Origin of the sequence: Alkalihalophilus pseudofirmus OF4, from assembly GCF_000005825.2 — a bacterium.
Taxonomy (GTDB): Bacteria; Bacillota; Bacilli; order Bacillales; family Bacillaceae_D; genus Alkalihalophilus; species Alkalihalophilus pseudofirmus.
Window position 1 is genome coordinate 2,170,659 of record NC_013791.2, and the last position, 20,691, is coordinate 2,191,349.

The 20,691-nt window shown below is 39.7% G+C and carries 23 protein-coding genes and 1 pseudogene; 3 read left to right on the top strand and 21 right to left on the bottom strand.

What is annotated here, in order from left to right:
- Positions 1-41 precede the first annotated feature (41 nt).
- The 8 genes from BPOF4_RS10980 to BPOF4_RS11015 all read right to left on the bottom strand — a co-directional run bounded on the left by BPOF4_RS10980 (position 42) and on the right by BPOF4_RS11015 (position 7,299).
- Positions 42-353 (bottom strand): hypothetical protein, encoded by a 312-nt coding sequence (locus BPOF4_RS10980; protein ID WP_012959240.1) that lies wholly within the window; start codon positions 351-353, stop codon positions 42-44.
- A 31-nt stretch (positions 354-384) separates the two neighbouring features.
- Positions 385-654 carry a hypothetical protein gene (locus BPOF4_RS10985; RefSeq protein ID WP_148229522.1) on the bottom strand — a complete coding sequence of 90 codons (270 nt, stop codon included), beginning with the start codon at positions 652-654 and terminating at the stop codon, positions 385-387.
- Between the two features lie 323 nt (positions 655-977).
- Entirely contained in the window at positions 978-1,208 is a 231-nt protein-coding gene (tlp, locus tag BPOF4_RS10990; RefSeq protein WP_012959242.1) for a small acid-soluble spore protein Tlp, read from the bottom strand.
- 75 nt (positions 1,209-1,283) lie between these two features.
- Positions 1,284-1,700: an acyl-CoA thioesterase gene (locus BPOF4_RS10995; protein WP_012959243.1), complete on the bottom strand. Its 417-nt coding sequence runs from the start codon at positions 1,698-1,700 to the stop codon at positions 1,284-1,286.
- Between the two features lie 5 nt (positions 1,701-1,705).
- A complete protein-coding gene (locus tag BPOF4_RS11000) occupies positions 1,706-4,057 on the bottom strand; it encodes an AAA family ATPase (protein ID WP_012959244.1) in 2,352 nt (783 codons plus the stop codon).
- A gap of 44 nt (positions 4,058-4,101) precedes the next feature.
- Complete coding sequence (locus BPOF4_RS11005; protein ID WP_012959245.1) at positions 4,102-5,025, bottom strand: DMT family transporter; 924 nt, start codon at positions 5,023-5,025, stop codon at positions 4,102-4,104.
- Positions 5,026-5,110: 85 nt separating this feature from the next.
- Entirely contained in the window at positions 5,111-6,730 is a 1,620-nt protein-coding gene (locus tag BPOF4_RS11010) for a copper resistance D family protein (protein ID WP_012959246.1), read from the bottom strand.
- A complete protein-coding gene (locus tag BPOF4_RS11015; RefSeq protein WP_012959247.1) occupies positions 6,727-7,299 on the bottom strand; it encodes a copper resistance CopC family protein in 573 nt (190 codons plus the stop codon). Before BPOF4_RS11015 ends, BPOF4_RS11010 begins: the two co-directional genes overlap by 4 nt.
- A gap of 190 nt (positions 7,300-7,489) precedes the next feature.
- Here BPOF4_RS11015 and BPOF4_RS11020 point away from each other — a divergent pair, with 190 nt between their 5' ends.
- On the top strand, positions 7,490-8,134 hold the full coding sequence (locus tag BPOF4_RS11020) for a TVP38/TMEM64 family protein (RefSeq protein WP_012959248.1): 645 nt from the start codon (positions 7,490-7,492) through the stop codon (positions 8,132-8,134).
- On the opposite strand, the gene BPOF4_RS11025 is transcribed toward BPOF4_RS11020, so the two are convergent.
- The 9 genes from BPOF4_RS11025 to acnA all read right to left on the bottom strand — a co-directional run bounded on the left by BPOF4_RS11025 (position 8,129) and on the right by acnA (position 17,415).
- On the bottom strand, positions 8,129-8,605 hold the full coding sequence (locus BPOF4_RS11025) for a VanZ family protein (RefSeq protein ID WP_012959249.1): 477 nt from the start codon (positions 8,603-8,605) through the stop codon (positions 8,129-8,131). The two genes, BPOF4_RS11020 and BPOF4_RS11025, sit on opposite strands and share 6 nt — an antisense overlap.
- A 177-nt stretch (positions 8,606-8,782) precedes the next feature.
- On the bottom strand, positions 8,783-8,920 hold the full coding sequence (locus BPOF4_RS11030; protein WP_012959250.1) for an acid-soluble spore protein N: 138 nt from the start codon (positions 8,918-8,920) through the stop codon (positions 8,783-8,785).
- Between the two features lie 79 nt (positions 8,921-8,999).
- The gene (locus BPOF4_RS21655) at positions 9,000-9,128 is read right to left on the bottom strand and encodes an FbpB family small basic protein (RefSeq protein WP_012959251.1); all 129 of its coding nucleotides are present in this window, start codon (positions 9,126-9,128) and stop codon (positions 9,000-9,002) included.
- Between the two features lie 59 nt (positions 9,129-9,187).
- Positions 9,188-9,916, bottom strand: a complete 729-nt coding sequence (locus BPOF4_RS11035; RefSeq protein ID WP_012959252.1) for a DUF421 domain-containing protein — start codon at positions 9,914-9,916, stop codon at positions 9,188-9,190.
- A 90-nt stretch (positions 9,917-10,006) separates the two neighbouring features.
- A complete protein-coding gene (locus BPOF4_RS11040) occupies positions 10,007-10,273 on the bottom strand; it encodes a DUF1657 domain-containing protein (protein WP_012959253.1) in 267 nt (88 codons plus the stop codon).
- Between the two features lie 8 nt (positions 10,274-10,281).
- Complete coding sequence (locus BPOF4_RS22465) at positions 10,282-10,425, bottom strand: hypothetical protein (protein WP_012959254.1); 144 nt, start codon at positions 10,423-10,425, stop codon at positions 10,282-10,284.
- Positions 10,426-10,552: 127 nt separating this feature from the next.
- Complete coding sequence (locus BPOF4_RS11045) at positions 10,553-13,903, bottom strand: efflux RND transporter permease subunit (protein ID WP_012959255.1); 3,351 nt, start codon at positions 13,901-13,903, stop codon at positions 10,553-10,555.
- A 198-nt stretch (positions 13,904-14,101) separates the two neighbouring features.
- Positions 14,102-14,551, bottom strand: a complete 450-nt coding sequence (locus tag BPOF4_RS11050) for a MarR family winged helix-turn-helix transcriptional regulator (protein WP_012959256.1) — start codon at positions 14,549-14,551, stop codon at positions 14,102-14,104.
- A 140-nt stretch (positions 14,552-14,691) separates the two neighbouring features.
- Positions 14,692-17,415: an aconitate hydratase AcnA gene (acnA, locus tag BPOF4_RS11055; protein WP_012959257.1), complete on the bottom strand. Its 2,724-nt coding sequence runs from the start codon at positions 17,413-17,415 to the stop codon at positions 14,692-14,694.
- A gap of 269 nt (positions 17,416-17,684) precedes the next feature.
- On the opposite strand from acnA, the gene sspO reads away from it, so the two are divergent.
- Positions 17,685-17,846, top strand: coding sequence for a small acid-soluble spore protein O (sspO, locus tag BPOF4_RS11060; protein ID WP_012959258.1), 162 nt, complete (start codon positions 17,685-17,687; stop codon positions 17,844-17,846).
- Between the two features lie 93 nt (positions 17,847-17,939).
- On the opposite strand, the gene BPOF4_RS11065 is transcribed toward sspO, so the two are convergent.
- The gene (locus BPOF4_RS11065; RefSeq protein ID WP_012959259.1) at positions 17,940-18,188 is read right to left on the bottom strand and encodes a hypothetical protein; all 249 of its coding nucleotides are present in this window, start codon (positions 18,186-18,188) and stop codon (positions 17,940-17,942) included.
- Positions 18,189-18,302: 114 nt separating this feature from the next.
- On the opposite strand from BPOF4_RS11065, the gene BPOF4_RS11070 reads away from it, so the two are divergent.
- Positions 18,303-18,440 carry a small acid-soluble spore protein P gene (locus BPOF4_RS11070; protein WP_012959260.1) on the top strand — a complete coding sequence of 46 codons (138 nt, stop codon included), beginning with the start codon at positions 18,303-18,305 and terminating at the stop codon, positions 18,438-18,440.
- Between the two features lie 57 nt (positions 18,441-18,497).
- Here the strand turns inward: BPOF4_RS11070 and BPOF4_RS11075 are convergent, their stop codons facing one another.
- From BPOF4_RS11075 to BPOF4_RS11085, 3 genes and pseudogenes are all read right to left on the bottom strand, one after another.
- A complete protein-coding gene (locus tag BPOF4_RS11075) occupies positions 18,498-18,992 on the bottom strand; it encodes an acyl-CoA thioesterase (RefSeq protein WP_012959261.1) in 495 nt (164 codons plus the stop codon).
- A gap of 2 nt (positions 18,993-18,994) precedes the next feature.
- A complete protein-coding gene (selA, locus tag BPOF4_RS11080) occupies positions 18,995-20,386 on the bottom strand; it encodes an L-seryl-tRNA(Sec) selenium transferase (protein WP_012959262.1) in 1,392 nt (463 codons plus the stop codon).
- Positions 20,387-20,460: 74 nt separating this feature from the next.
- Positions 20,461-20,649 (bottom strand): annotated as a pseudogene (locus BPOF4_RS11085) (Rdx family protein); the annotation flags it as partial.
- Positions 20,650-20,691: the final 42 nt, after the last annotated feature.

Below are 20,691 nucleotides of genomic sequence, written 5' to 3' on the forward strand. Positions count from 1 at the left end.
TCAGTTTGTATAAGTATTCCTATTATACCAAGAACTCAAACTTAAAGTTTGTCTAAAACACGAAAACGAGATAGCTGTGACAGCAATCCCTCTTGTTTTAGAATGCGATATTGAGTTTCCCCGAGCAAATCAAAATGAGGGTAGTCATCATGCCAATGAAGCCACTCACGCTTCAAGCCATAATTCCTACCCCAGCTTACTAACTTTTCAATATCAGCACAAGCGACTTTGGTAACAGACGTACATCCCGGAAAACGATCATCGATCCAAAAGTGAGTGAGGAAGGATATTTCATTTTGTTTTGCACGATCTTTCCACTCACGAAGTTCAGTCCTTGTAATCCCAAAAGCCAAATTCAACGCACCTCTTCATCATTTTTCCTTATCATAGCACAGCAAACCATTTTTTTCTTCGTTGCTGCTTCTTTTCCTTATCTTTTTGAAGCAATCTAATTTTATGCATCACATCTTGTTTATCTTTTTGCGGCGACTTAGTCTGAGAACTTTTCACTTCTAGATTAATACCAGATACTTCAGTGTCCACCATGCGGTCTAAAGATTGGACAGCCATTTCACGGACCCTTGGATTATCAGACTGCATCTGCTTCACAACATAGGAAAATTTCTTCCAGTTCATTTCATTCTGATAACTCATACCCATCATCCTCACTAAGTTTATTTTCTTGCTAAAGAATTCTACAAAACCCACACTCCTCCCTTTGAGAGATCTTGTAACAATTCGTCTAGTTTTACTGCCGAAAAAAAACGAAAAGCGGAGGCGACTGTCCTGGCATGCGGTAAAATTAGGAGAAGCGATTAGAAGCGCTTTTTGCTTCGTTCGATTCACCGTTTTTACCCGCAGGACAAGGAGTCGCAGCTAGACACGAAAAGCTGAGACGACTGTTCTGGCATGCGGTAAAATAAGGGGGATTCATACACACAAAAAAAAGCAAGGCGCTGTGCCTTGCTTTTTATCTATTACTGTTGGTACCCGTTTTCTCTTGCTTGGGATTCGTCTTGGATTTCAGATTCGAATGATTCGATGCTTTCTTGACGATTCGCATTCTTTTGTTTGATCTGCTGTTTTTGTTCTGCAGTCATATCCGTATTTGCCATAGACTCCTCAGCAGCTTCAATATTGTGCTGTGTGTTTTCTTTCATCTGTTGTAGCTTTTCAACATTATCTGCACGGTTATCTGGCTTTGCCATAGGTAATCCCTCCGTATGAGTAAGATGTGGTACCTCTTTTAGTATGGAAGTTCCGCATCATTTCATACGATGAAATTATTTTTTTATTTTTTCGTAAACCTCATGCCACTCTGGCAATTGCTTTTTAATAGAAATCGGTCTAAATGTATCTTTCTTTACGCAGCAATGTGAACTTTCACCAGTCACACATATCTGCCCCTTGCTGTTTATTACTTCATAGCCATAGGCCACCCTAATTCCATCGTAACGCTCAACCCAGGTTTTAACAATTACTTCTTCCCCGTATGTCGCCGGGTGTTTATATGACACTTGAATATCAGTGACCGGCGAAAGAATTCCTTCTGCTTCCATCTCGGCATAATTAAAGCCTATTTCTTTTATTAGATGGGTACGCCCTAATTCAAACCACACGACATAATTGGAATGATGAACAATACCCATTTGATCTGTTTCAGCATAACGGACTTCTACTTTTGTTTCAGAAATGAACATGATTTCTACCCCTCCATTTTTTGCAGGAACAACATATCTTCTTTCGTGATCGTTGTAAGCATGTCTTTATCTATATGTGCTTGTCTCTCTGCTGCTAATCGCGTTGCTTGTGCTTGTATTAAGGATTCGAGTAACCCTGCAACAAAACGGCCGTTGCCTGGATGTCCTTCTTTAGGGATGAGCTCAGAAAGGGAATTCATCGCCTCTTGATTAAATTGATATCCATGAAGATGTGCTCGTTTTAATAAGATCTCTTTTAGCTCGCTTACCGTATAATCACTAAACTCTACTTCATTTTTAAAACGTGAACGCAGTCCGGGGTTCACTTCTAGTAATTTTTGCATCTCCGTTTTATAGCCCGCCATGACTACAACCAAATTTTCATCGTGCACAGTCATCTCTTGAACGAGAGTCGCAAGAGCTTCTGCACCGAAGTCATTTTCTCCTTTGCCAAGCAATGAGTAGGCTTCATCAATAAATAAGACACCGCCTAGGGCATCGACAATCTTTTCTCTCGTCTTGATAGCCGTCTGCCCCACATAACCTGCAACAAGGTCAGCACGGCTCACTTCGACCATATGCCCTCTTTTAAGAAGTCCAAGCTGATGAAGTGCTTTAGCATAAATTCTTGCGACCGTCGTTTTTCCTGTTCCAGGGTTTCCGGTAAAGACCGCATGCAGCCCAATAGGTTTGACTTCTAAGTGATGCTCCCTTCTTAACTGCTGTACTTTAACAAATGAAGTGAGACGTTCAATCGTTTTTTTTGCTTCTGTTAGGCCAATGAGTTCATTTAATTGTTCGAGCGGATCGTTTTCTTCATTTGTTTTGGAAGAGACTTCTGATTTGAAATCTCCTGCTTCTAAGAGAAGAAAATCATTCGACTCCACCTTATCTAATTGAACAGATGCTCCTTTTTGAAAGATTGCATCTAATACAATGTTTTTTACAGTGCGTCCGTTTCCAAAGGATTCGTCTACTTGTTGTTTTTCGATTCGCTCTTTTAAGGCCATAATGGCTTCTTCTGTTATCACAAAATCATTTTCAACTGCCACATTCTTGGCCATCTCGATTAATTCATCTGTAGAATAATTTTCAATCTGCACATGATTTTGCTCGGGAAAGCGGCTTCTAAGCCCCGGGTTTGCACGAAGAAAGTTTCTCATTTCTTCTGGATATCCAGCTAAAATGACAGCGAATTTGCCTTGATACTTCCCGCTCGTCATCGCTGAGACCAAGGTATCAATGGCCGCTTGACCATAATCTTGAGTTGATTGTCCTTGGCGCTTTAAACTATAAGCTTCATCAATAAAAAGAACACCGCCTAAAGCTCGTTCAATTGCTTGAGTGGTCTGCTCCTCTGTTTGACCAACATATCCTCCGACAAGCTGAGAGCGGTCTACTTCATATACTTCAGGCCGTTCTAGCAGACCAAGCTCATAATAAATTTTTGCAATCAATCTTGCTAAACGAGTCTTACCTGTACCTGGGTTTCCAGTCAATATCATATGTAAGCTTAATTCATCTTTAAAGCGAAACCCTTGCTCTTTACGTGCTTTTTGATAATGCAAAAATTGATACAGTTTAGCAATTCTTTTTTTTACATCATGAAGTCCGATCATTGAATCAAGCTCTTCAAGAGCACTTAATTCAGTATCGCCTTTTGAAGCGGCCGCTTGATCTAATTGCTCTTCCCACTCTTTTTTAGTCTGTTCAATTTGTTTTACCGCTTGGTGGATTTGACTGAACTGTGCTGCTGAATAATAAATACCTGTTAAAGAGTTTGCATATTCCCTCGTTGCTGCTTCAATCATTTCAAAAGGTTCTACAAATAAGTCGTAAATGCGCTGAAGCGAACGGATCACTTCACCGTACTCCTCGTTATCAGCATATTGAAGTGAGTCTTCTGCTTGTGTAAAATACGTTTTCATCTGCTCATCTAGTCTGCCGAACTCTAGAGCTATATCGTAATACAGCTCTGCCGTCTTTTTCTTAGCGCTGCCATGGTCTGTTTCCCTAATGGGCGGGAATTTAGATGGGATCGGCAAGTGTCTGCATTGCTCTACGATTAGTTTCAACCTTACAGAGTGAGCTTTTTCATTTGAGTGATCTGATTTGAGAGCCTTATTGATCCATTCATGTAACAAATGATCATTTAAAGAGTGTACTCGGCTTTCTCTTTCTACAGCAAGCCTTGCATAGAGCTCTCCACGAATCTTATTTGTTTCACCTATAGTAGAATTTGCCTCAAGCTGGTTGATAAGCTGCAAAGCCGTTGCTTCCTGAAATGTTTGCTCACCCAGGTCCACTGACTTTAGCCATTGCTCAATTTGTTCTTTTGTCCATTGTTCCCGTAACATACATTCACCTCGTTCTTATGGCACACATTTTAACACTAATGACACTAACTTGCATGCCTCAAACGTTTTATCCTTTTTTTATGCACATAGGTTCCAACATACACGCCGCTTAAAACAAATAATGCTCCAATCATCGAAGAAGCGGTGAACGTTTCGCCTAAGAAGATTGTCGCCATGATTACTGCTGACAACGGCATCACATTAATAAAGATCGAAGCCCTTGCTGCCCCAATTTGTTGAATACCGTAATAGTATAGGATAAAGCTGACAACCGTAACCAAAACACTCATATGAGCAATCGAAAGCCACGCTGCCGGTGTGGCCGTGCCTATGGCATTCCAAGGCTGTTCAACTAACGAGAATGGTAATAAAAAGACGGTGCCAAAAGCTACTGCATACGTCGTGGAGACGATCGGACTGTATTTTTTCAGAACTACTCTGCCTAAAACACTGTATAGAGCCCAAGTAATCACAGCTCCTAATAAAACAAGATCAATCATTTCAAATTGAAATTGAGTGATTACACCCGCATTCCCCTCCGTCACAATCAAGACAACGCCAGTTAATGCAAGGAATAACCCAATGATCTGCTTTTTAGTGATCACTTCTTTTAGAAAGAGACCAGATAACAAAACAATTAACATCGGATTTGCCGCTATAAACAAAGAGCTTTTAATCACTGGCGCATGCTTGCTGGCCAAGAAGAAACAAATATTATAGATTGCAATCCCTGTCAGGCCTAATAAAGCAAACATCCCCCAATCCTTAATAGTTGGTTTTGGTCTATTTTTCTCGAAAAACCACATAATTGGAAATAATAAAATAGCTGCTCCTAAAAATCGCAAAAAAGCAATTGTCGCTGGTTCAAAGCTTTCAATCGCAAATTTCCCTGCAATAAAAGCACTTCCCCATGTGGCTGTTGCTAGCGTCAGCATGCCATAGATCAACCATAGCTTCTTTCTCTCCACTTTATGCCCCTCCTTTTTTCTCTCATTGTACTCCTTTTCTTCGCAAAACGAAATAATAATTTCCTCAAAAAAAAACGCTTATTGCCTAATGACAATAAACGCCTTCCTCCATTACCTGTCTTGCATAGGTTTCGATGACGCTTCCATCATCTGATAAGAAATCAATAGGGTGCTGATCATTCCATAGTTCTTGACTTGAAACTTTATTAATGAATACATGGTTTTCAAGTTCAGCAATATACGAGCCGCCTTCATAATGAATTTGAACTCTTGCTACATCAACAGGTTTTTTAATCATTCCGAATGTTACATACGTGTATTTATAAGCTTCGTCATGCCAATTCCCGTGTTGAACACGGAACGTTCTAATTTTCTGATCTTCATCAGTGACAGCAGTTCCGCCAACCGTTAACATAGCTGCTGGTAATCTCTTATAGCCATCAGATGTTGCTTCTAGTACTTCGGCGACAAGGTCCTGATCATTAACCGTATAAATAGTCATCACTCTGTGTTCATCAAGCTCTTCAGCTGCTAAGAGGCTGACAATCGAATCACTAGCATAGCTCGCTTCGATTGCTTCAATTTTCGTCTCGTAAATTGTTTCGTCAACAGCTGTATCTACAGCTAAGACACTCTGCATTAGTCCCGTATAAAAGAGAAAGCAGAAAACGAACAAAGAAGCCATTGCAGACCATACCTTCACTCTGCCTGTTAACCATCTGGATGCAGTTAAAAAAAATACAAAGCTTAAAGCGATCAAGCTAACAGAAAGCATATTCCATTCTAATTGCAGCGTCTGATTCACTAGTAGCGGCTGCTGTTGAAATAACTCAAACAAAAACGATGTATTTTCCGTTTGCAGCGTTTGAATCACTTCATGCGGTGGTGTCTCCTCCGTCATAAAAGCAGAGATCGCGATAATAATAAACGCAATAAGTGCTTCGATTCGAAATGTCATTTGCAGCTTTCCAAGATTTATTTGATTATTAGATTTTCGAATCAACCATATATGGTGCGCCCCAAACAGTAATAAAGGAATAAATAGAATATGTTTGATTAGTAATAGTTGACCGTACGTTAACATCCAAGCATTTACATATTCAGGTACGATCTCACCCATCAATAAAAATCCTGATCCAATGATGAGAGTTACACTAACCAACGCCAGAGGTGAAAACCACGCACTAAAGGCTTTCACATCAGTAAGATGCTTCCCACACCATCCCAATACAAACAAGACGCCGATCCAAGCAGAAACACCAAGCAGATGACCAGTGTTTGCAATAAATCCAGATAGACCAGTTAAAGATGCAGCGTGACTTGCCCAGCCTGATAATGCAATTAAAATGAGGACTAAAAGTAATGCGCTGACTTTCATATAGACCGAGCCGCTATTTCGTATCGTAAGGACAAATAAAACTACAGCTGTCAAAACACTTAACCATGCCGCCTGGCCTGATGAGTAACTGAGGAATACTGTATACAGTGCTTCAACCCAGCTCACTTGAAATTGTGTTACTAACACCGTTAATATATTCCACACAGGCGCTAGCAGCATAAAGGGTATGAGTCCCGTCAACAAGAGAAGAAGCCACCTCGGAACATCTATGGCCGCCCTTTTCCCCTCAGGTATTAAGGCTAATAAGTGATATCCCGTTAAGATAAGAAATGCAAAGCTTAAGACGACATTACTTAAAGAAATCATTTCTTACGTCCTCTTAGTACAATAACTCCTATTATGATCATTGTAATCAAGGCTAGGGCACCGATCATCAAGAGGGCATTTTCTTCATTGGCATCAGTGTTTTCTGCAGCATTACTTTCTTCGGCTTGTTCGTTTTCTGAAACCGTTTCTTCAGTCTCCACATCATCGATAATTTGTCTTTCCTCGGCTGGTTCCTCATCCTCAGGTGAAGCATTTACCGATTCATCAACAGTAAACGAATATTGTCCCTCTGTAAGGTGAGTATCCGAACCAATAGCCTGCCACTCTACTTCATACGTGCCCGCCGTTAATGATTCACTCATTTCTACATACATATAAGGACTGTCAATAATTATTTCACCAGTTTCTATTTCTTCTCCATCTTTTTTAACAGTTACCGTGCTAAATGGTTCAATACCACCATTAAATAAAAGATGTAATTCATCCACAGCTTCCATTACCGTTTCCCCGTCCGCGGGCGATGACTCACTCACATAAGAATGGGCAAAGCCTTTTAAAGGAAGCAATAAAATGAGACTGCATATGACCATAAACAACCACTTCTTCATCACAGACCCTCCATTCCCTAGTATTCTACTATGTTTAATATACTATTTATTTGTATGGAGGTAAACCATTTAGTGTGACATTGGCGATAAGCTTTGGACCATTTAAGTGATTTGAGGAAACCTTTTCCCTTTACGTATGCCGAGATTATTATAAAATAGAAACGATGACGTTTTGCGGAGGCTTTTAGGAATGATCAAAAAAATAGGTATTATTAGTATGTATGTTTTGCTCGCTTTAGTGATTTATTATTACGGAGAGTCACTCCTACTATGGATTCGCGAAGGCGGGGCAAATTATATCTTGTTAACAGCTGTACTTGCTACACTTTTTGCTTTATTTCCTATTATTCCATATCCGATTATCGGAGGAGTTTTGGGAGCCGCCTACGGTCCTGTATTAGGCAGTTTTATGACGTGGGTAGGATCATCATTAGCATCAATCATTATGTTTATTTTCGTAAGATACGGTTATCAAGATTGGGGGCTTCAATTACTTAAGCGCTATAAGGCACTAAATAAAGTAACAAGTTTGTTTGAAAGAAATGCATTTATGACAATTTTTCTCACACGCCTGATCCCAGTGATCCCATCTATTATTGTTAATATTTATTCAGCTCTGAGCAGAGTGAAATTTTTATCTTATGCGATTGCTTCTTCGCTAGGAAAAGTCCCTTCAATGATTTTATTTGCCGTTGTCGGGAACTCTGTTGTCAACGACCCTGGCCAATTAGTCATAATAGCTGGCTTTTATCTCCTGTTTTTATTAGTCGTTTATGTACTTTATAGAGTTTGGCAAAGAATAGCTGAATCAAAAGAAAAGCTCCCTGAATTATAGGGAGCTTTTTTGGCTGCTTGAATACACAATGATTCTTTTTCGTGCCTTAATGATCGTCCAAGCAATGACTGCGCCTATAAGTGCGCCTGCAGTATTTAAAATCAGATCATCAATATTGGCTACTCGGTGGGTAAACAAAAACTGGCTCACTTCAATCATGGATGAAGTGCAAAAGCCTAATAATGCAACCAACCCTATACTTCTTAATTTTGAGAATAACGCATATAAAAAGAATCCAAAAGGCACAAACATGACGATATTCCCTAATAAAATTCGAATTGGATCCATAATATCTGGGCTGAAAACGGCAATTCGGTAAATGCTTCTAAATGGAATGAGGTTATAATTCCTTCCCCCAGGAGCCGCAGACCCTAGAGAAGCACCGTAATTCCAGGCAAGCAGTGTCACATAAAACAGAGCCCCTAAATAAAGAAAGAAAACTATGTACATTAATTTTTTTCTATTTGCCACGGTGCCAACACCCCAAAACTAATCTGTTATCTTCATTATTAGTCGTATACCCGATTTTGACAAGCTCTTTTCATCGACAACATTTTTTTCACGATTAACCGTCATTTTAACAAACTAAAAGAGATAAAAAAAGCCTAAGGATTTGTTTAATCCTTAAGCTTTATCTTTGTTTTATTCCTACCCTTTAGGAGGAACGTAATCAGGCTGTTCATTTCCTTTAGTATTCATTTTTTTGCCTTTGTTCGTAGGTTCTTCACGCGGCTGCGTTCCGAGATGATTAGGTCGGTATTGGTTAAAAGCTGTCGTTTTTTTCAATGAAATCCCCTCCTCACCTTAGGATGGCACGGAGATCATTAAATATGACTGGAAACATCTTTATATCACTTACCTACCTCTATTTATTAATTGCGTGACGCTGCTCCCACTTTTCTTCAAGCTGTTCTAATAATACCTTACTTTTTAAGATTTCTTCTTTATTCTCTCTCACTAATTGCTCAAATGACACTTTTCTGACTTTTCTCATTAGAAACACTCCTCTTGTTTTTTATCCAGTTTGGCAACGGAGGAGGTTTTTTATACATGTTAACGCCCATTTTTTATTTGATCTTTTGTATCTGTAGGACTAATATATACTTTTCCTGATTCATCTATTGTCATTAAGAATATCTCTTTAGGGTTTTTGTACCCTTCTTTGTGAATTAATTCTCGCAGCCATTCAATGGTTCCAAGATTTTTTAAATTCGCATGAATAATCTGTCCATCCTCAATAATGACAGAAGGATACCCTTTATTTGGGGTTTGTTTATTTAAATCATTCGGTGTGGCACTATCATAAGCAGACTTTTTGATAACACTGATTTGCCCATTCATTTCAAGAACAGCATAATCCACCTCACTTAAATCGCTTGCTCCATTTAAGCGCATATCCATCATAAATGACTCAAGTGTAACCTTTACTTTTCGTAATTGCTGATGAAGAATAACACCATTCCTTGCTAATATAATTGGTTCATCTTCAATAACCCTTCTAAAACGAGGGGTTTTCAGTGCAATCATACTAAGTGTTAAATGGAGACCGGCAATGGTAGCAGCTGCCGTAATCGGTCCTTGCAGTGCAAGAGACCCATCTGTTAAAGGTTCTCCTAAAATATCACCTATAACGACTCCAAATATAAAATCAAGCGCATCAATAGAACCCATGGAACGCTGCCCTACTACCTTTACGATTAAAAAAATATATACATACACAATAATGGCTCTTATTAAGAATCCATGAATCGGTAATGTCTCAGATCCTAACCAAATGTCCACTTTGAATCCCCCTATTCCGCATTCATGAGATAAAACCGAAGAGCAACATCTTCGGTTTTATCTCTTAAAAACGCCTATGAATGAGTGTTGTTAATTACTTTGTTGATTTTTGTTTTGAGCCTGGTTTTGATCAGCCTCACCTTGATTGGGCTCACTTTGACTAAACTGCGGTTCTTCATTTAATACTTGAGCATATCTTCCTTCAAGCAATGTAAGAATATTCTTTTGCTGTTCGGCTAATTGTTCAAACATTTGCTTTGCTTTTTGATTTTCGGTTTCTAAACTGAATTGCGTTAAGCTCGATTGAACAGATTGCGCAGCTGCAATCGCTTGCTGCATTTGTGTTTGGACAGTCATTGAATCACCTACGAACGTTGATTTTTGTTCATCTTTTTTGCTTCTACTTCTGCATAAGACGCAAACTCTGTATCATAATGATTCTCTTTCCCTTGCTGTTTCGCATTATTGTTACGTTGTGCATTGGCATTGCCTTTCTTTTGACGACCCATTTTCTCATCTCCTTTAAAGTAAAATAAACGTACATTTCATATTGTGTACGTTTGATTTAAATTTATGTTGGTAAAATACAATCAAAAAACCCCACTCGCAAACTAACCTGCAAGTGGGGTTTTTGAATTATTGATCTTTATCTTTTTTATTTTCTTTTGAGGTATGAACAATTTGTTCTAACAATTTCAGAATGTCATCTTTTGATAAAGAATCATCCTGAGTGGTTTGACCTTTTGGATTTTCATCCTTTGACACATTTGAGATTGATTGTTTGCTTCGTTCCGGATCTTCAAGTGCTTCGTTTTCTGCACCAATCGAGCTCGAATCAGCGATTGATTGTTCAGTATAGCCATACTCACTTACTCGTTCTGTTTCAACGATTGGTGGAAGAGATCTTGCACGATCATCCACTTCACTAAATTCCCCTTCGACTGTCACATAACGCCTTTTTCTCGTTTGTTTATCAAATAAACTGTAAACAACCGGTATGACAAACAATGTAAGGAACGTGCTACTGATTAACCCGCCAATAACAGCAAGAGCCATCGGCTGCTGCAGCTCGGCTCCCTCGCCTAAACCAAGGGCTAATGGAACCATCCCTAAAATGGTGGTAAGAGAGGTCATTAAAATTGGTCTAGTACGATCTTTTACAGATACAACCAACGCTTCAAACGTACTCATTCCGCTTGCTTTACGCTGATTAACATAATCAACTAACACGATGGCATTATTAACGACTATACCTATCAAGACGATAAGCCCAATAAATACCGTTACACTTAATGCTGTTTGCGTTGCAAGTAGAGCAAGTGCCACACCGATCACAACAAGCGGTACTGTGAACATAATAACAAACGGCATTTTAAAGGATTCAAATTGAGCTGCCATGACAAGATAAATGAAGATGATCGCAAGAACAATAGCCAAAGCCATGCTGCCAATCGAATCTTCTAATAGCTCTTGTTCCCCGCCGTAGCTGAATGTCGTCTGCTCATCTAATTCCACTTCATCTACAGCCTCTTCGACAAGCCTGCTAATATCACCAAGTGTAGTAGAAGTTGAGTAATACACAGTAAACTCTACAGCCTCTTCCTGCTGCATGCGCTGAATCGTTGCCGGGCTCTCTCCCTCCACTATTTCAGCTACTTCACTTAAAGCAACAAATTCACCATTTCCGTTTTGAAGCTGCAGATTTTCAAGAGCTTCAATATCCTCGGTGAATTCAGGATCTAATTGCACAAAAATATCGTATAGATTATTATCTTCTGTCTGCAATGCAGAAGCTAATTGTCCCCTTGTTAAATCATGCACCTGCTGGGCAATTTGCGCTGGTGCTAATGCATTTTCCCGAGCAAGCGTCCGGTCCACTTCAATTTGAATTTCAGGACTTGTTTCTTCAATACTTAATTCTAAGTCACGGACTTCACGTATTGATAATAACTCTTCTTCTAATTCTTGGGCAGATTCATATAACCGTTCAGAATTTGGGTCACTGATCGTAAAGACTAATGTATTAGCTTCCGTACCTAGTGAACCTACCGTTGATAAAGAAATTTCTGCATCACGATCAACTCTCGCTACTTCAGTTTCAATAGACTCAATAAAATCACTTGTTGAGATCTGTCGCTGGTCAAGCGGTGCCATATTGACAAAAATTTGAGCCTGATGACTTCCCGAATTCCCCATCATCACATTTTGTTCACTAGATCCCGCTGTTGAAACAAAGTCAGAAATTTCTCTGTAATCACTCAAGACGTCTTCAATTGCATTGACTGTCTCTTGAGTGCGGTCAACCGTCGTTCCTTGCTCTAGCTCGACATCAACAGTAAATGTTCCTTGATCGCTGTCAGGAATTAATTCAGTGCCGACGTTCATTAAACCTAAGCCACCTACAACAAGTAAAATAAACGTAATGAAGAGTACAGCTAGGCGATGCATTAATACCCAGCGAATCGAGCGGTCCATCCCTTTCATAAAGGAAGACTGCATCCGTTTTGCTTCACGATCTTCATTCGGCTTCTTCAGTATTCTGCTTGCAATCATTGGTACGACTGTTAAAGCCACCAATAAGGAGGCAAGCAAACTGAAGGAAACAGCTAATGCAAATTCTCTAAATAAGTTAGCAACAAGTCCGCTGATAAACACGATAGGTAAAAAGACCGAAACGGTGGTCAGCGTAGAGGCAATAATCGCACTTGAGACTTCTTTTGTTCCATCAAGCGCTGCTTGTTTTGGTTTTTTATTCATTGATAAATGCCTGTATATATTCTCGATTACCACAATGGCATTATCAACGAGCATTCCAATTCCTAAGGCTAAACCACCTAAGCTCATTAGATTTAAGCCGATTCCTGCAAAATATAAAAAGGCAAACGTAACAATAATTGAAAATGGTATCGCAATCCCGACAATTAAAGGCGTCTTCAAATTACGAAGGAAGAAGAACAAGACCAGCATAGCTAGAATCCCCCCGAAAATAAGGGCATTTGTGACACTAGCAATCGCTGAATTAATATAACTTCCTTCATCGTATAACATGACAGCATTCAGCTCATCATATTTTGAATCATCCAGCAGTTCATCCATCCGGTCATTTACGGCATTAGATACTAAAACCGTATTTGATTCCGATTCTTTCATAATGGTGAATTGAATAGCTGGTTCTTGATTAGTTCTAGTGATCACTTCTGTATCACCAGTAGTCACCTCAACCTCAGCTACATCGGTTAACGTGAGTTCACTGCCGTCAGCAGAAACACCCACTACTAATTCTTCAATCTCTTCCACTGTAACAAGCTCACTGATCACACGAGTTGTTAAGCTTAAGTCACCATTTGAAACCGTCCCACCTGGCATGGAGGTATTGTGAGATTGAATCGTTTGAATAATGTCTTGCTGTGTTAGATTATTGGTTGTCAGTTCATCTTGATTTAAATTAATCTGTACTTCTTCAATCATGCTTCCAGCTTCATCAATACTTGCTACACCTGGAACTTTCTCTAACTCAAGTCTTAGGTCATCAACTAAATCTTGAATAGCTAGAATATCGTCATCACCCGTAATGGCAAGCTGCATCATCGGCATCATGGATGGATCGAACTTTAAAAAGCTCGGTTCGTTTGCATCATCAGGAAGAGGTGTTTGACGGATCGTATTTATAATGTCTAGTTCTACATCATCAATAGATGTAGTCCAGCTGAATTCAAGCAAAATCAGCGTCATACCCTCACTGGTCGTTGAACTAATTTTATTCAGCCCAGAGGTGGTGGCAAGCTGACTTTCAAGAGGCTTAGTCACTTTATCTTCTACTTCTTCTGGACTTGCCCCTGAATAACTCGTTACAACAGCCGCTACAGGAGGATTGATATTAGGGAAAAGCTGCAGGGGTAAATTCGTAACAGAGACAAAGCCGAAAATTAAAAACAAAAGCATTGCCACAATTGTAAATTTAGGGCGTCTGATTGAAAAGTTTGTCATTTGTGCGTTTTCTCCTTTGTTTATGCGCGATTTTCTATAAGTTAACAAGAAGACATACAATAAAACGTATATGTACTTGTACTTTTCATTTCGAATGAGTTAACTGTTTAATGTCTTACTGTTTAATTTCTTAACTGTTTTCATACTAAATGATTTCAAAATAGTTGGCAATTACTTTCACTTACAAGTCATAAATGTTCACGATTTGTCCTTTTTTTCTTTTAATATGATCTCATCGAGCTTTTGAAGTGTGTCTCTGACATGATATAAGTCTTCAATTGGTAATTTCGTTAAATAGATATTCATCATTTTTTGATCGAGCTTAAATAATTCATGTTGAATTCTCTGACCATTGTTCCCTAATATTAGATTCATTTCTCTTCGATTTTCATGATTTACTTCTCTGATTACAATGTCTTCCTCTTCAAGTTTTGTCATCGACTGACTAACAGCGCTCTTAGAGATTTCAAAGTACTGGGCTATTTCTGAAATGGTTGTTTCCGGTTTTTTCAGAATAAGAAATAAAATTGCCACCTGTCTTTTTGTTAAATGAAATTCATTTAATATTTCTAAATCAGGGATGAAGTGCTTTCCAATACTTCTCATTAGATCATCTAGTTCAATTAATACTTTTTTATATTCTTCCATTCTCACCATCTCCAGCTTTCTAATCCATTTCTAGAAACTTTCTAGGTTGATTTTAACAAGCTTTCAATAAAAAAGATAATCATATCAAAAAACAGCCTGCCGCACAGGCAGACTGTTTTCTTATGATTGCTTCAATTCGTTTATGCTTCGATTTGAGCAAATTTACTGCGTAGTACCATCTGAAGGATACCGCCATGACGGTAGTAATCCATTTCAACTTCACTATCGAAACGAACAAGTACTTCAAATTCTTTTTGGTTGCCATCTTTATCTGTTGCAACAACCTTCACCATATCACGAGGTCTAACATCGTTTGTGATTTGTACATCGAATGCTTCTTCTCCAGTTAATCCAAGAGACTCCGCGCTGTCGCCTTCTTTGAATTGAAGTGGAAGAACACCCATAAGTACTAGGTTACTGCGGTGAATACGCTCATAGCTCTCAGCGATAACTGTTTTAATGCCAAGAAGGTTTGTACCTTTAGCAGCCCAGTCACGTGAGCTTCCCATACCGTAATCTTTACCAGCTAGGATCGCAAGACCTGTATTTGTTTCTTTGTATTTCATAGCTGCATCATAAATTGACATAACTTCGCCTGTTGGCCAGAACGTTGTGAAGCCGCCTTCTGTACCAGGAGCAATTTGGTTGCGGATACGGATGTTAGCAAATGTACCTCTCATCATGACGTCATGGTTACCACGACGCGAACCATAAGAGTTGAAATCACGAGGCTCAACGCCTTTAGAGATCAAGTATTTACCAGCAGGTGTATCTTTACCAATTGCACCAGCAGGTGAAATATGGTCAGTTGTTACCGTATCACCAAACTTACCAATTACACGCAGGCTTGATAATGGTGCGATATCTTTAGGATCTTTTGAAAGACCTTCAAAGAACGGAGGATTGGCAATGTAAGTAGACTCATCATCCCACTTATAAAGCGCATCATCAGTTGTTTTGATATCGTTCCAACGATCGTTGCTGTCGAATACATTATTGTATTCACGACGGAACAATTCAGGTGTAACTGTTTTGTTCACAACGTCTTTTACTTCATCAGCTGTAGGCCAGATGTCTTTGAAGAATACATCTTTACCATCTTTATCTTGACCGATTGGGTCATTTTGAAGATCAATATCTACCGTACCAGCAAGCGCATAAGCCACAACAAGCGGTGGTGATGCAAGGTAGTTAGCTTTTACTAGAGGGTGAATACGTCCTTCAAAGTTACGGTTACCAGAAAGAACAGATGTCACTGTAAGGTCATTTGCCGCAACTGCTGCTTCAACCTCATCTTCTAATGGACCAGAGTTACCGATACATGTCGTACAGCCGTAACCTACGATGTTAAAGCCTAATTGCTCCATGTATGGAAGTAATCCTGAATCTTTTAAGTAACCTGTAACAACTTTTGAACCAGGTGCTAAAGATGTCTTAACAAATGTAGGAACATCTAGACCAAGCTCAACAGCTTTTTTCGCTACAAGACCAGCCCCGACAAGTACGTATGGGTTAGAAGTGTTCGTACAGCTTGTGATTGCTGCAATAGCGATTGAGCCCGTTGTCATTTCTGCTTCACGGCCATCTTTAAAGCTTACTGCAACTTTCTTATTGAACTCATCTTCTGTTAATCCTAGACCTTGAGTTCCTTGTGGTGCCACAACTGCATCACGGAAAGATTTTTGCATTTGTGAAAGTGGAACTAAATCTTGCGGACGCTTAGGACCAGAAAGATTCGCTTCGATTTGAGAAAGGTCAATTTCTACTGTATCTGTATAAACTGGATCTTCTGTTTCACCAGCTACATAGAATAAGTTGTTTGCACGGCTGTACTCTTCAACAAGCTTGATTTGTTCTTCAGAGCGACCAGTTAGTCTCATGTAGTTAAGAGCTTCCTCATCTACAGGGAAGAATCCGCATGTTGCACCGTATTCTGGAGCCATGTTAGAAATAGTTGCACGGTCAGCTAAAGGCATTTCAGCTAGTCCTGGACCGAAGAATTCAACAAATTTACCAACAACTTTTTTCTCACGAAGTACTTGTGTTACTTTAAGTGCTACGTCTGTAGCTGTTGTTCCGCTTGGAAGAGATCCGACAAATTTACATCCGATAACTTCTGGAACTGGGAAGTATGAAGGTTGTCCAAGCATTCCAGCTTCCGCTTCGATACCACCAACACCCCATCCAAGGACACCAATACCATTGATCATCGTTGTATGAGAGTCAGTACCTACTAATGTGTCAGGGAATGCAACTGTTTCGCCGTCTTGTTCAACAGCGTGAACAACATTCGCTAAATACTCTAAGTTAACTTGGTGAACGATCCCTGTTGCTGGCGGTACAGCATTGTAGTTGTTAAATGCTTTTTTAGCCCAGCTAAGGAATTGATAACGCTCTTCGTTACGTTGGAATTCAAGATTCATATTAAAGTCAAGTGAATCATTTGTACCTGCTTTGTCCACCTGTACAGAGTGGTCAATAACAAGGTCTACTGGGATTTCAGGGTTGATTTGGTCAGGGTCTCCACCCATATCAGCCATTGCTTTACGTAGAGACGCTAAGTCAACAACTGCTGGTACACCTGTGAAGTCTTGTAGGATTACGCGTGATGGTTTGAATGGAACGTCGATTTCTTTTAATTCGTTTGTTCCCCATTTCGCAAGGTTCTCAACATGCTCCTTTTTGATTACATAGCCATCATGTTGACGAAGCACCGATTCAAGTAAAACCTTTACTGAATATGGAAGTTTCGTCACATTACCTACTCCAGCATCTTCTAATGCCTTTAGTGAGTAGTAGTTATACGTCTTTCCGTCAATTGAAAATGACGAACGTGCATTAAAAACATCCTGTTTGTTTGACATATGTATACCCTCCTTCTCCAGACTATCATACCGCAAACTGTCAAAATTGTCTAAATGAATGATCGGCAGTTTTTAAACGGTATGTTGATAAAAATAGTAAGCGCTTTAATTTATGTACGCGCACTTCCTTCTTTAGAATAGCAAAAGTTGTCTTAAGAATAAATGGATTTTTGAAATTTTGTAGACAATTTAGCAAAAATATTTCGATTGCTGTCAAAACGCATATGAAAATCTGTTGAATGTACACACTAAGAGCGGAGGTGAGATCAATGACAAAGAAGAAGTCAAACCACATTATTCCGGGTATGAACCATGCTTCAGGTCAAGGCAAGGGCACTGGGTACAACTCGCAATTTAATCAAGAATCTGCTAACGAGCCATTAACTGAAATGGAACGTCAGAATAACAAAAAGACGAAGAAACGCCAGTAAGCGACTGATGACGGATACGATTGCCCTAGTTGAAATAGAACACTATAAAAAAGCACTAGTTCCTCACTAAAACTTGAGGAGCTAGTGCTTTTTTTACATTTGAGACCGTAATTGCTCGATTTGCTGCTGGTACTGCTCTAATTGTGCGCGCTGGTGTTCAGAAGCCACTTCAAGTGCTTTCTGAATTTGCTGCACGGCTTCTTCTACCTCTTGTTCAGCTCGTTTAGTGTGAACTCCAACCTCTGCAGCATGGCTGTTTATATTCCCTACAGCTTGTTCTGCCTGGACTACAGCTTGCTGTGCTGCTTGAAATGCTTGTTGTTTATTTTTTTGATATGGCATGATTCATACCCTCCTTAAAATGACTGCGTACAAGCTTAGGTTTCGAAAATTCCTTTTAATTATTCGTATAGCACTAAGGTATTTTCCCATACTAACGGTGAGGAGGGATGATCTATGACTGAACGCAACACTTATAAAGACCAGCGTAAAAATGCGCCAAAAGGAAATAACCCTGGACAGCCAGAGCCGATGAGTGGTTCTAAGAAAGTAAAAAAAGCCAATCATGTTGGGCAGACAGACGGCGAAGGTTAAACAACAATACGCTCGACAAAAGGCCTTTCACCTATAATGTGAAAGGCCTTAGCGCTGCTATTTTTCACGTTCACGCGCTTCTTTTCTGCGCTTTTTTCTTATTTCGTAGCGTTCTGTCGCCCCTTGGTAATGCCACTTCTCTTCCTCTGTTTCCGGTATGATTTCAGGTACTTCCTTTGGCTTTCCAGCTTCATCTAGAGCAACAAAGGTTAAGTAGGATGTAGCGGTTAAACGTCTTTCTCCAGTAATCAAATCTTCTGCCTCAACCTTTACAAACACTTCCATCGATGTTTTTCTAGTATACGAAACATACCCTTCTAAACAAATCGCCTCCCCTGTACGAATAGGAGAGATAAAGTCAAGGCTGTCACTCGAAGCTGTCACTACTTGACTTCTTGCATGCCGCATAGCTGCAATGCTGGCTACTTTATCAATATAAGCCATAACATTTCCGCCAAATATCGTCCCGTGATAATTTGTATCCGGCGGAAGGACAATATCAGTTAAGGTAGTTTTTGAACTTGCACTTGTTTTTTGATTTGAATTTGTCATTATTACACTTCCTTCACTAGTTCTAACCGAGTTAGTAATTCATCGTAATCATTTGAGGAAATGGTCCTGAAATCGATCGCTATTTTATCATCTTTCACTCTCGTTACAACAGCAGTCTCCCCTAAACGGAGCGCTTCAATCATCTCTTGTGTTTTTTTATTTGGGTGGCTCAATAAGAGAAGCCACGTCTCTAGCTGTACATCAGGCATTGTGCCTCCGCCTACCATCGAGAAGTCTTCAATTAGTTCACTATTCCATTCCTTACTAAGCATTGATGTAAACTGTTCTGACTCCTGTTTTATCTCTTCTTTACTCTTAACAATCATTTTAAGGGTAGGGATTTCTTTGAGTGCGGTGTTTGAATCAATATAAGACTTTAATGTAGCCTCTAGTGCTGCCAATGTCATTTTATCAACCCTTAATACTCGAGCAAGCTGATGTTTTTTCAGGCGATCAATCAACTTTTTGCTGCCTGCAATGATTCCTGCTTGCGGACCGCCAAGTAACTTATCACCGCTGAATGTGACCAGATCTACACCTTGTGCGAGAACTTCACTCACATGCGGCTCATCACCTATCCCGTGCTGACTGAGATCATATAGTGCTCCGCTGCCAAGATCCTCATATAAGATGACTTCTTTTTCTTTCGCTAGCTTTGTTAAGTCTTTTGATTCTACCGCACTCGTAAATCCAATCGTCTTAAAATTACTCGTGTGAACTTTCATCAACATAGCTGTTTCGCACGAAATAGCTGCCTCATAATCTTTATAATGTGTTTTATTAGTAGTCCCTATTTCTTTCAGATGAGCGCCGCTCTCTTCCATAATGGAAGATACGCGAAAAGAACCCCCGATCTCAACCAGCTCGCCTCGTGAGACGATGACTTCTCTGCCTTTAGCAAAAGCTGTAAGAACAAAATAGACAGCAGCAGCATTATTATTTACAACCATAGCCGCCTCCGCACCGGTCACCTCTTTAACGATATCTTCAATCAAGGCATGCCTAGAACCCCGCGCACCTTCCTCTAATCCGTATTCCAAGTTTGAATAGGACGTTGCTGCAACAATCACTTGTTTGATTGCCTGCTCACTCAAGATGGCTCTGCCGAGGTTTGTATGCAATACGGTTCCAGTCCCGTTTATCACCTTTTTTAACGTATAATCAAAATGCTTACTTAGTCGCGCTGATACAGCTGTGAATATCGATTCCTTAATCGAAGCCTCTTCTGTCCAAATCTCATTAAGGATTTGGGAACGCACTTCAGCAACCGCCTCTTGTAACCATTCTGTTAAAAGATCATCCGATAAATCCCCAGACTTTAACAACGTTATGTATGCCTCATCTTTTTGTAACTCATGAATTGGTGGAATTTGTCTTAGCAATCGTTGTTTCATTTCAAAGCTCCTTTTGGTGCATATTCACCTTCTATTTTGAAGGAGAAAAAGCACCAGAGAGGTGCTTTTTCTCTTTATTGATCCAACTCTTTCATTTTCTTAATCATATCTTCTGCTTTTGGAAAAACACCGGTTTCTTTCTTAGAATGCAAGGTTTCTCCATTTACCACAACTTCGAATACACCGCCCGAACTTGTTATAAGCTTGACTTCTGCAACCTGACCTCTAAAATGGTCTAATATGTCATCCGTGAGACTCACGGCTTTAGGTGCAAAGTTTCACATCATGCAAAATTCAACAGATAC

Coding starts and splice junctions, on each gene's coding strand:
- BPOF4_RS10985 (WP_148229522.1), bottom strand. CDS start 654: ATGAGTTATCAGAATGAAATGAACTGGAAGAAATTTTCCTATGTTGTG.
- tlp (WP_012959242.1), bottom strand. CDS start 1,208: ATGGCAAAGCCAGATAACCGTGCAGATAATGTTGAAAAGCTACAACAG.
- BPOF4_RS10995 (WP_012959243.1), bottom strand. CDS start 1,700: ATGTTCATTTCTGAAACAAAAGTAGAAGTCCGTTATGCTGAAACAGAT.
- BPOF4_RS11000 (WP_012959244.1), bottom strand. CDS start 4,057: ATGTTACGGGAACAATGGACAAAAGAACAAATTGAGCAATGGCTAAAG.
- BPOF4_RS11010 (WP_012959246.1), bottom strand. CDS start 6,730: ATGATTTCTTTAAGTAATGTCGTCTTAAGCTTTGCATTTCTTATCTTA.
- BPOF4_RS11015 (WP_012959247.1), bottom strand. CDS start 7,299: ATGAAGAAGTGGTTGTTTATGGTCATATGCAGTCTCATTTTATTGCTT.
- BPOF4_RS11020 (WP_012959248.1), top strand. CDS start 7,490: ATGATCAAAAAAATAGGTATTATTAGTATGTATGTTTTGCTCGCTTTA.
- BPOF4_RS21655 (WP_012959251.1), bottom strand. CDS start 9,128: ATGAGAAAAGTCAGAAAAGTGTCATTTGAGCAATTAGTGAGAGAGAAT.
- BPOF4_RS11040 (WP_012959253.1), bottom strand. CDS start 10,273: ATGACTGTCCAAACACAAATGCAGCAAGCGATTGCAGCTGCGCAATCT.
- BPOF4_RS22465 (WP_012959254.1), bottom strand. CDS start 10,425: ATGGGTCGTCAAAAGAAAGGCAATGCCAATGCACAACGTAACAATAAT.
- BPOF4_RS11045 (WP_012959255.1), bottom strand. CDS start 13,903: ATGACAAACTTTTCAATCAGACGCCCTAAATTTACAATTGTGGCAATG.
- BPOF4_RS11050 (WP_012959256.1), bottom strand. CDS start 14,551: ATGGAAGAATATAAAAAAGTATTAATTGAACTAGATGATCTAATGAGA.
- acnA (WP_012959257.1), bottom strand. CDS start 17,415: ATGTCAAACAAACAGGATGTTTTTAATGCACGTTCGTCATTTTCAATT.
- sspO (WP_012959258.1), top strand. CDS start 17,685: ATGACAAAGAAGAAGTCAAACCACATTATTCCGGGTATGAACCATGCT.
- BPOF4_RS11065 (WP_012959259.1), bottom strand. CDS start 18,188: ATGCCATATCAAAAAAATAAACAACAAGCATTTCAAGCAGCACAGCAA.
- BPOF4_RS11070 (WP_012959260.1), top strand. CDS start 18,303: ATGACTGAACGCAACACTTATAAAGACCAGCGTAAAAATGCGCCAAAA.
- BPOF4_RS11075 (WP_012959261.1), bottom strand. CDS start 18,992: ATGACAAATTCAAATCAAAAAACAAGTGCAAGTTCAAAAACTACCTTA.
- selA (WP_012959262.1), bottom strand. CDS start 20,386: ATGAAACAACGATTGCTAAGACAAATTCCACCAATTCATGAGTTACAA.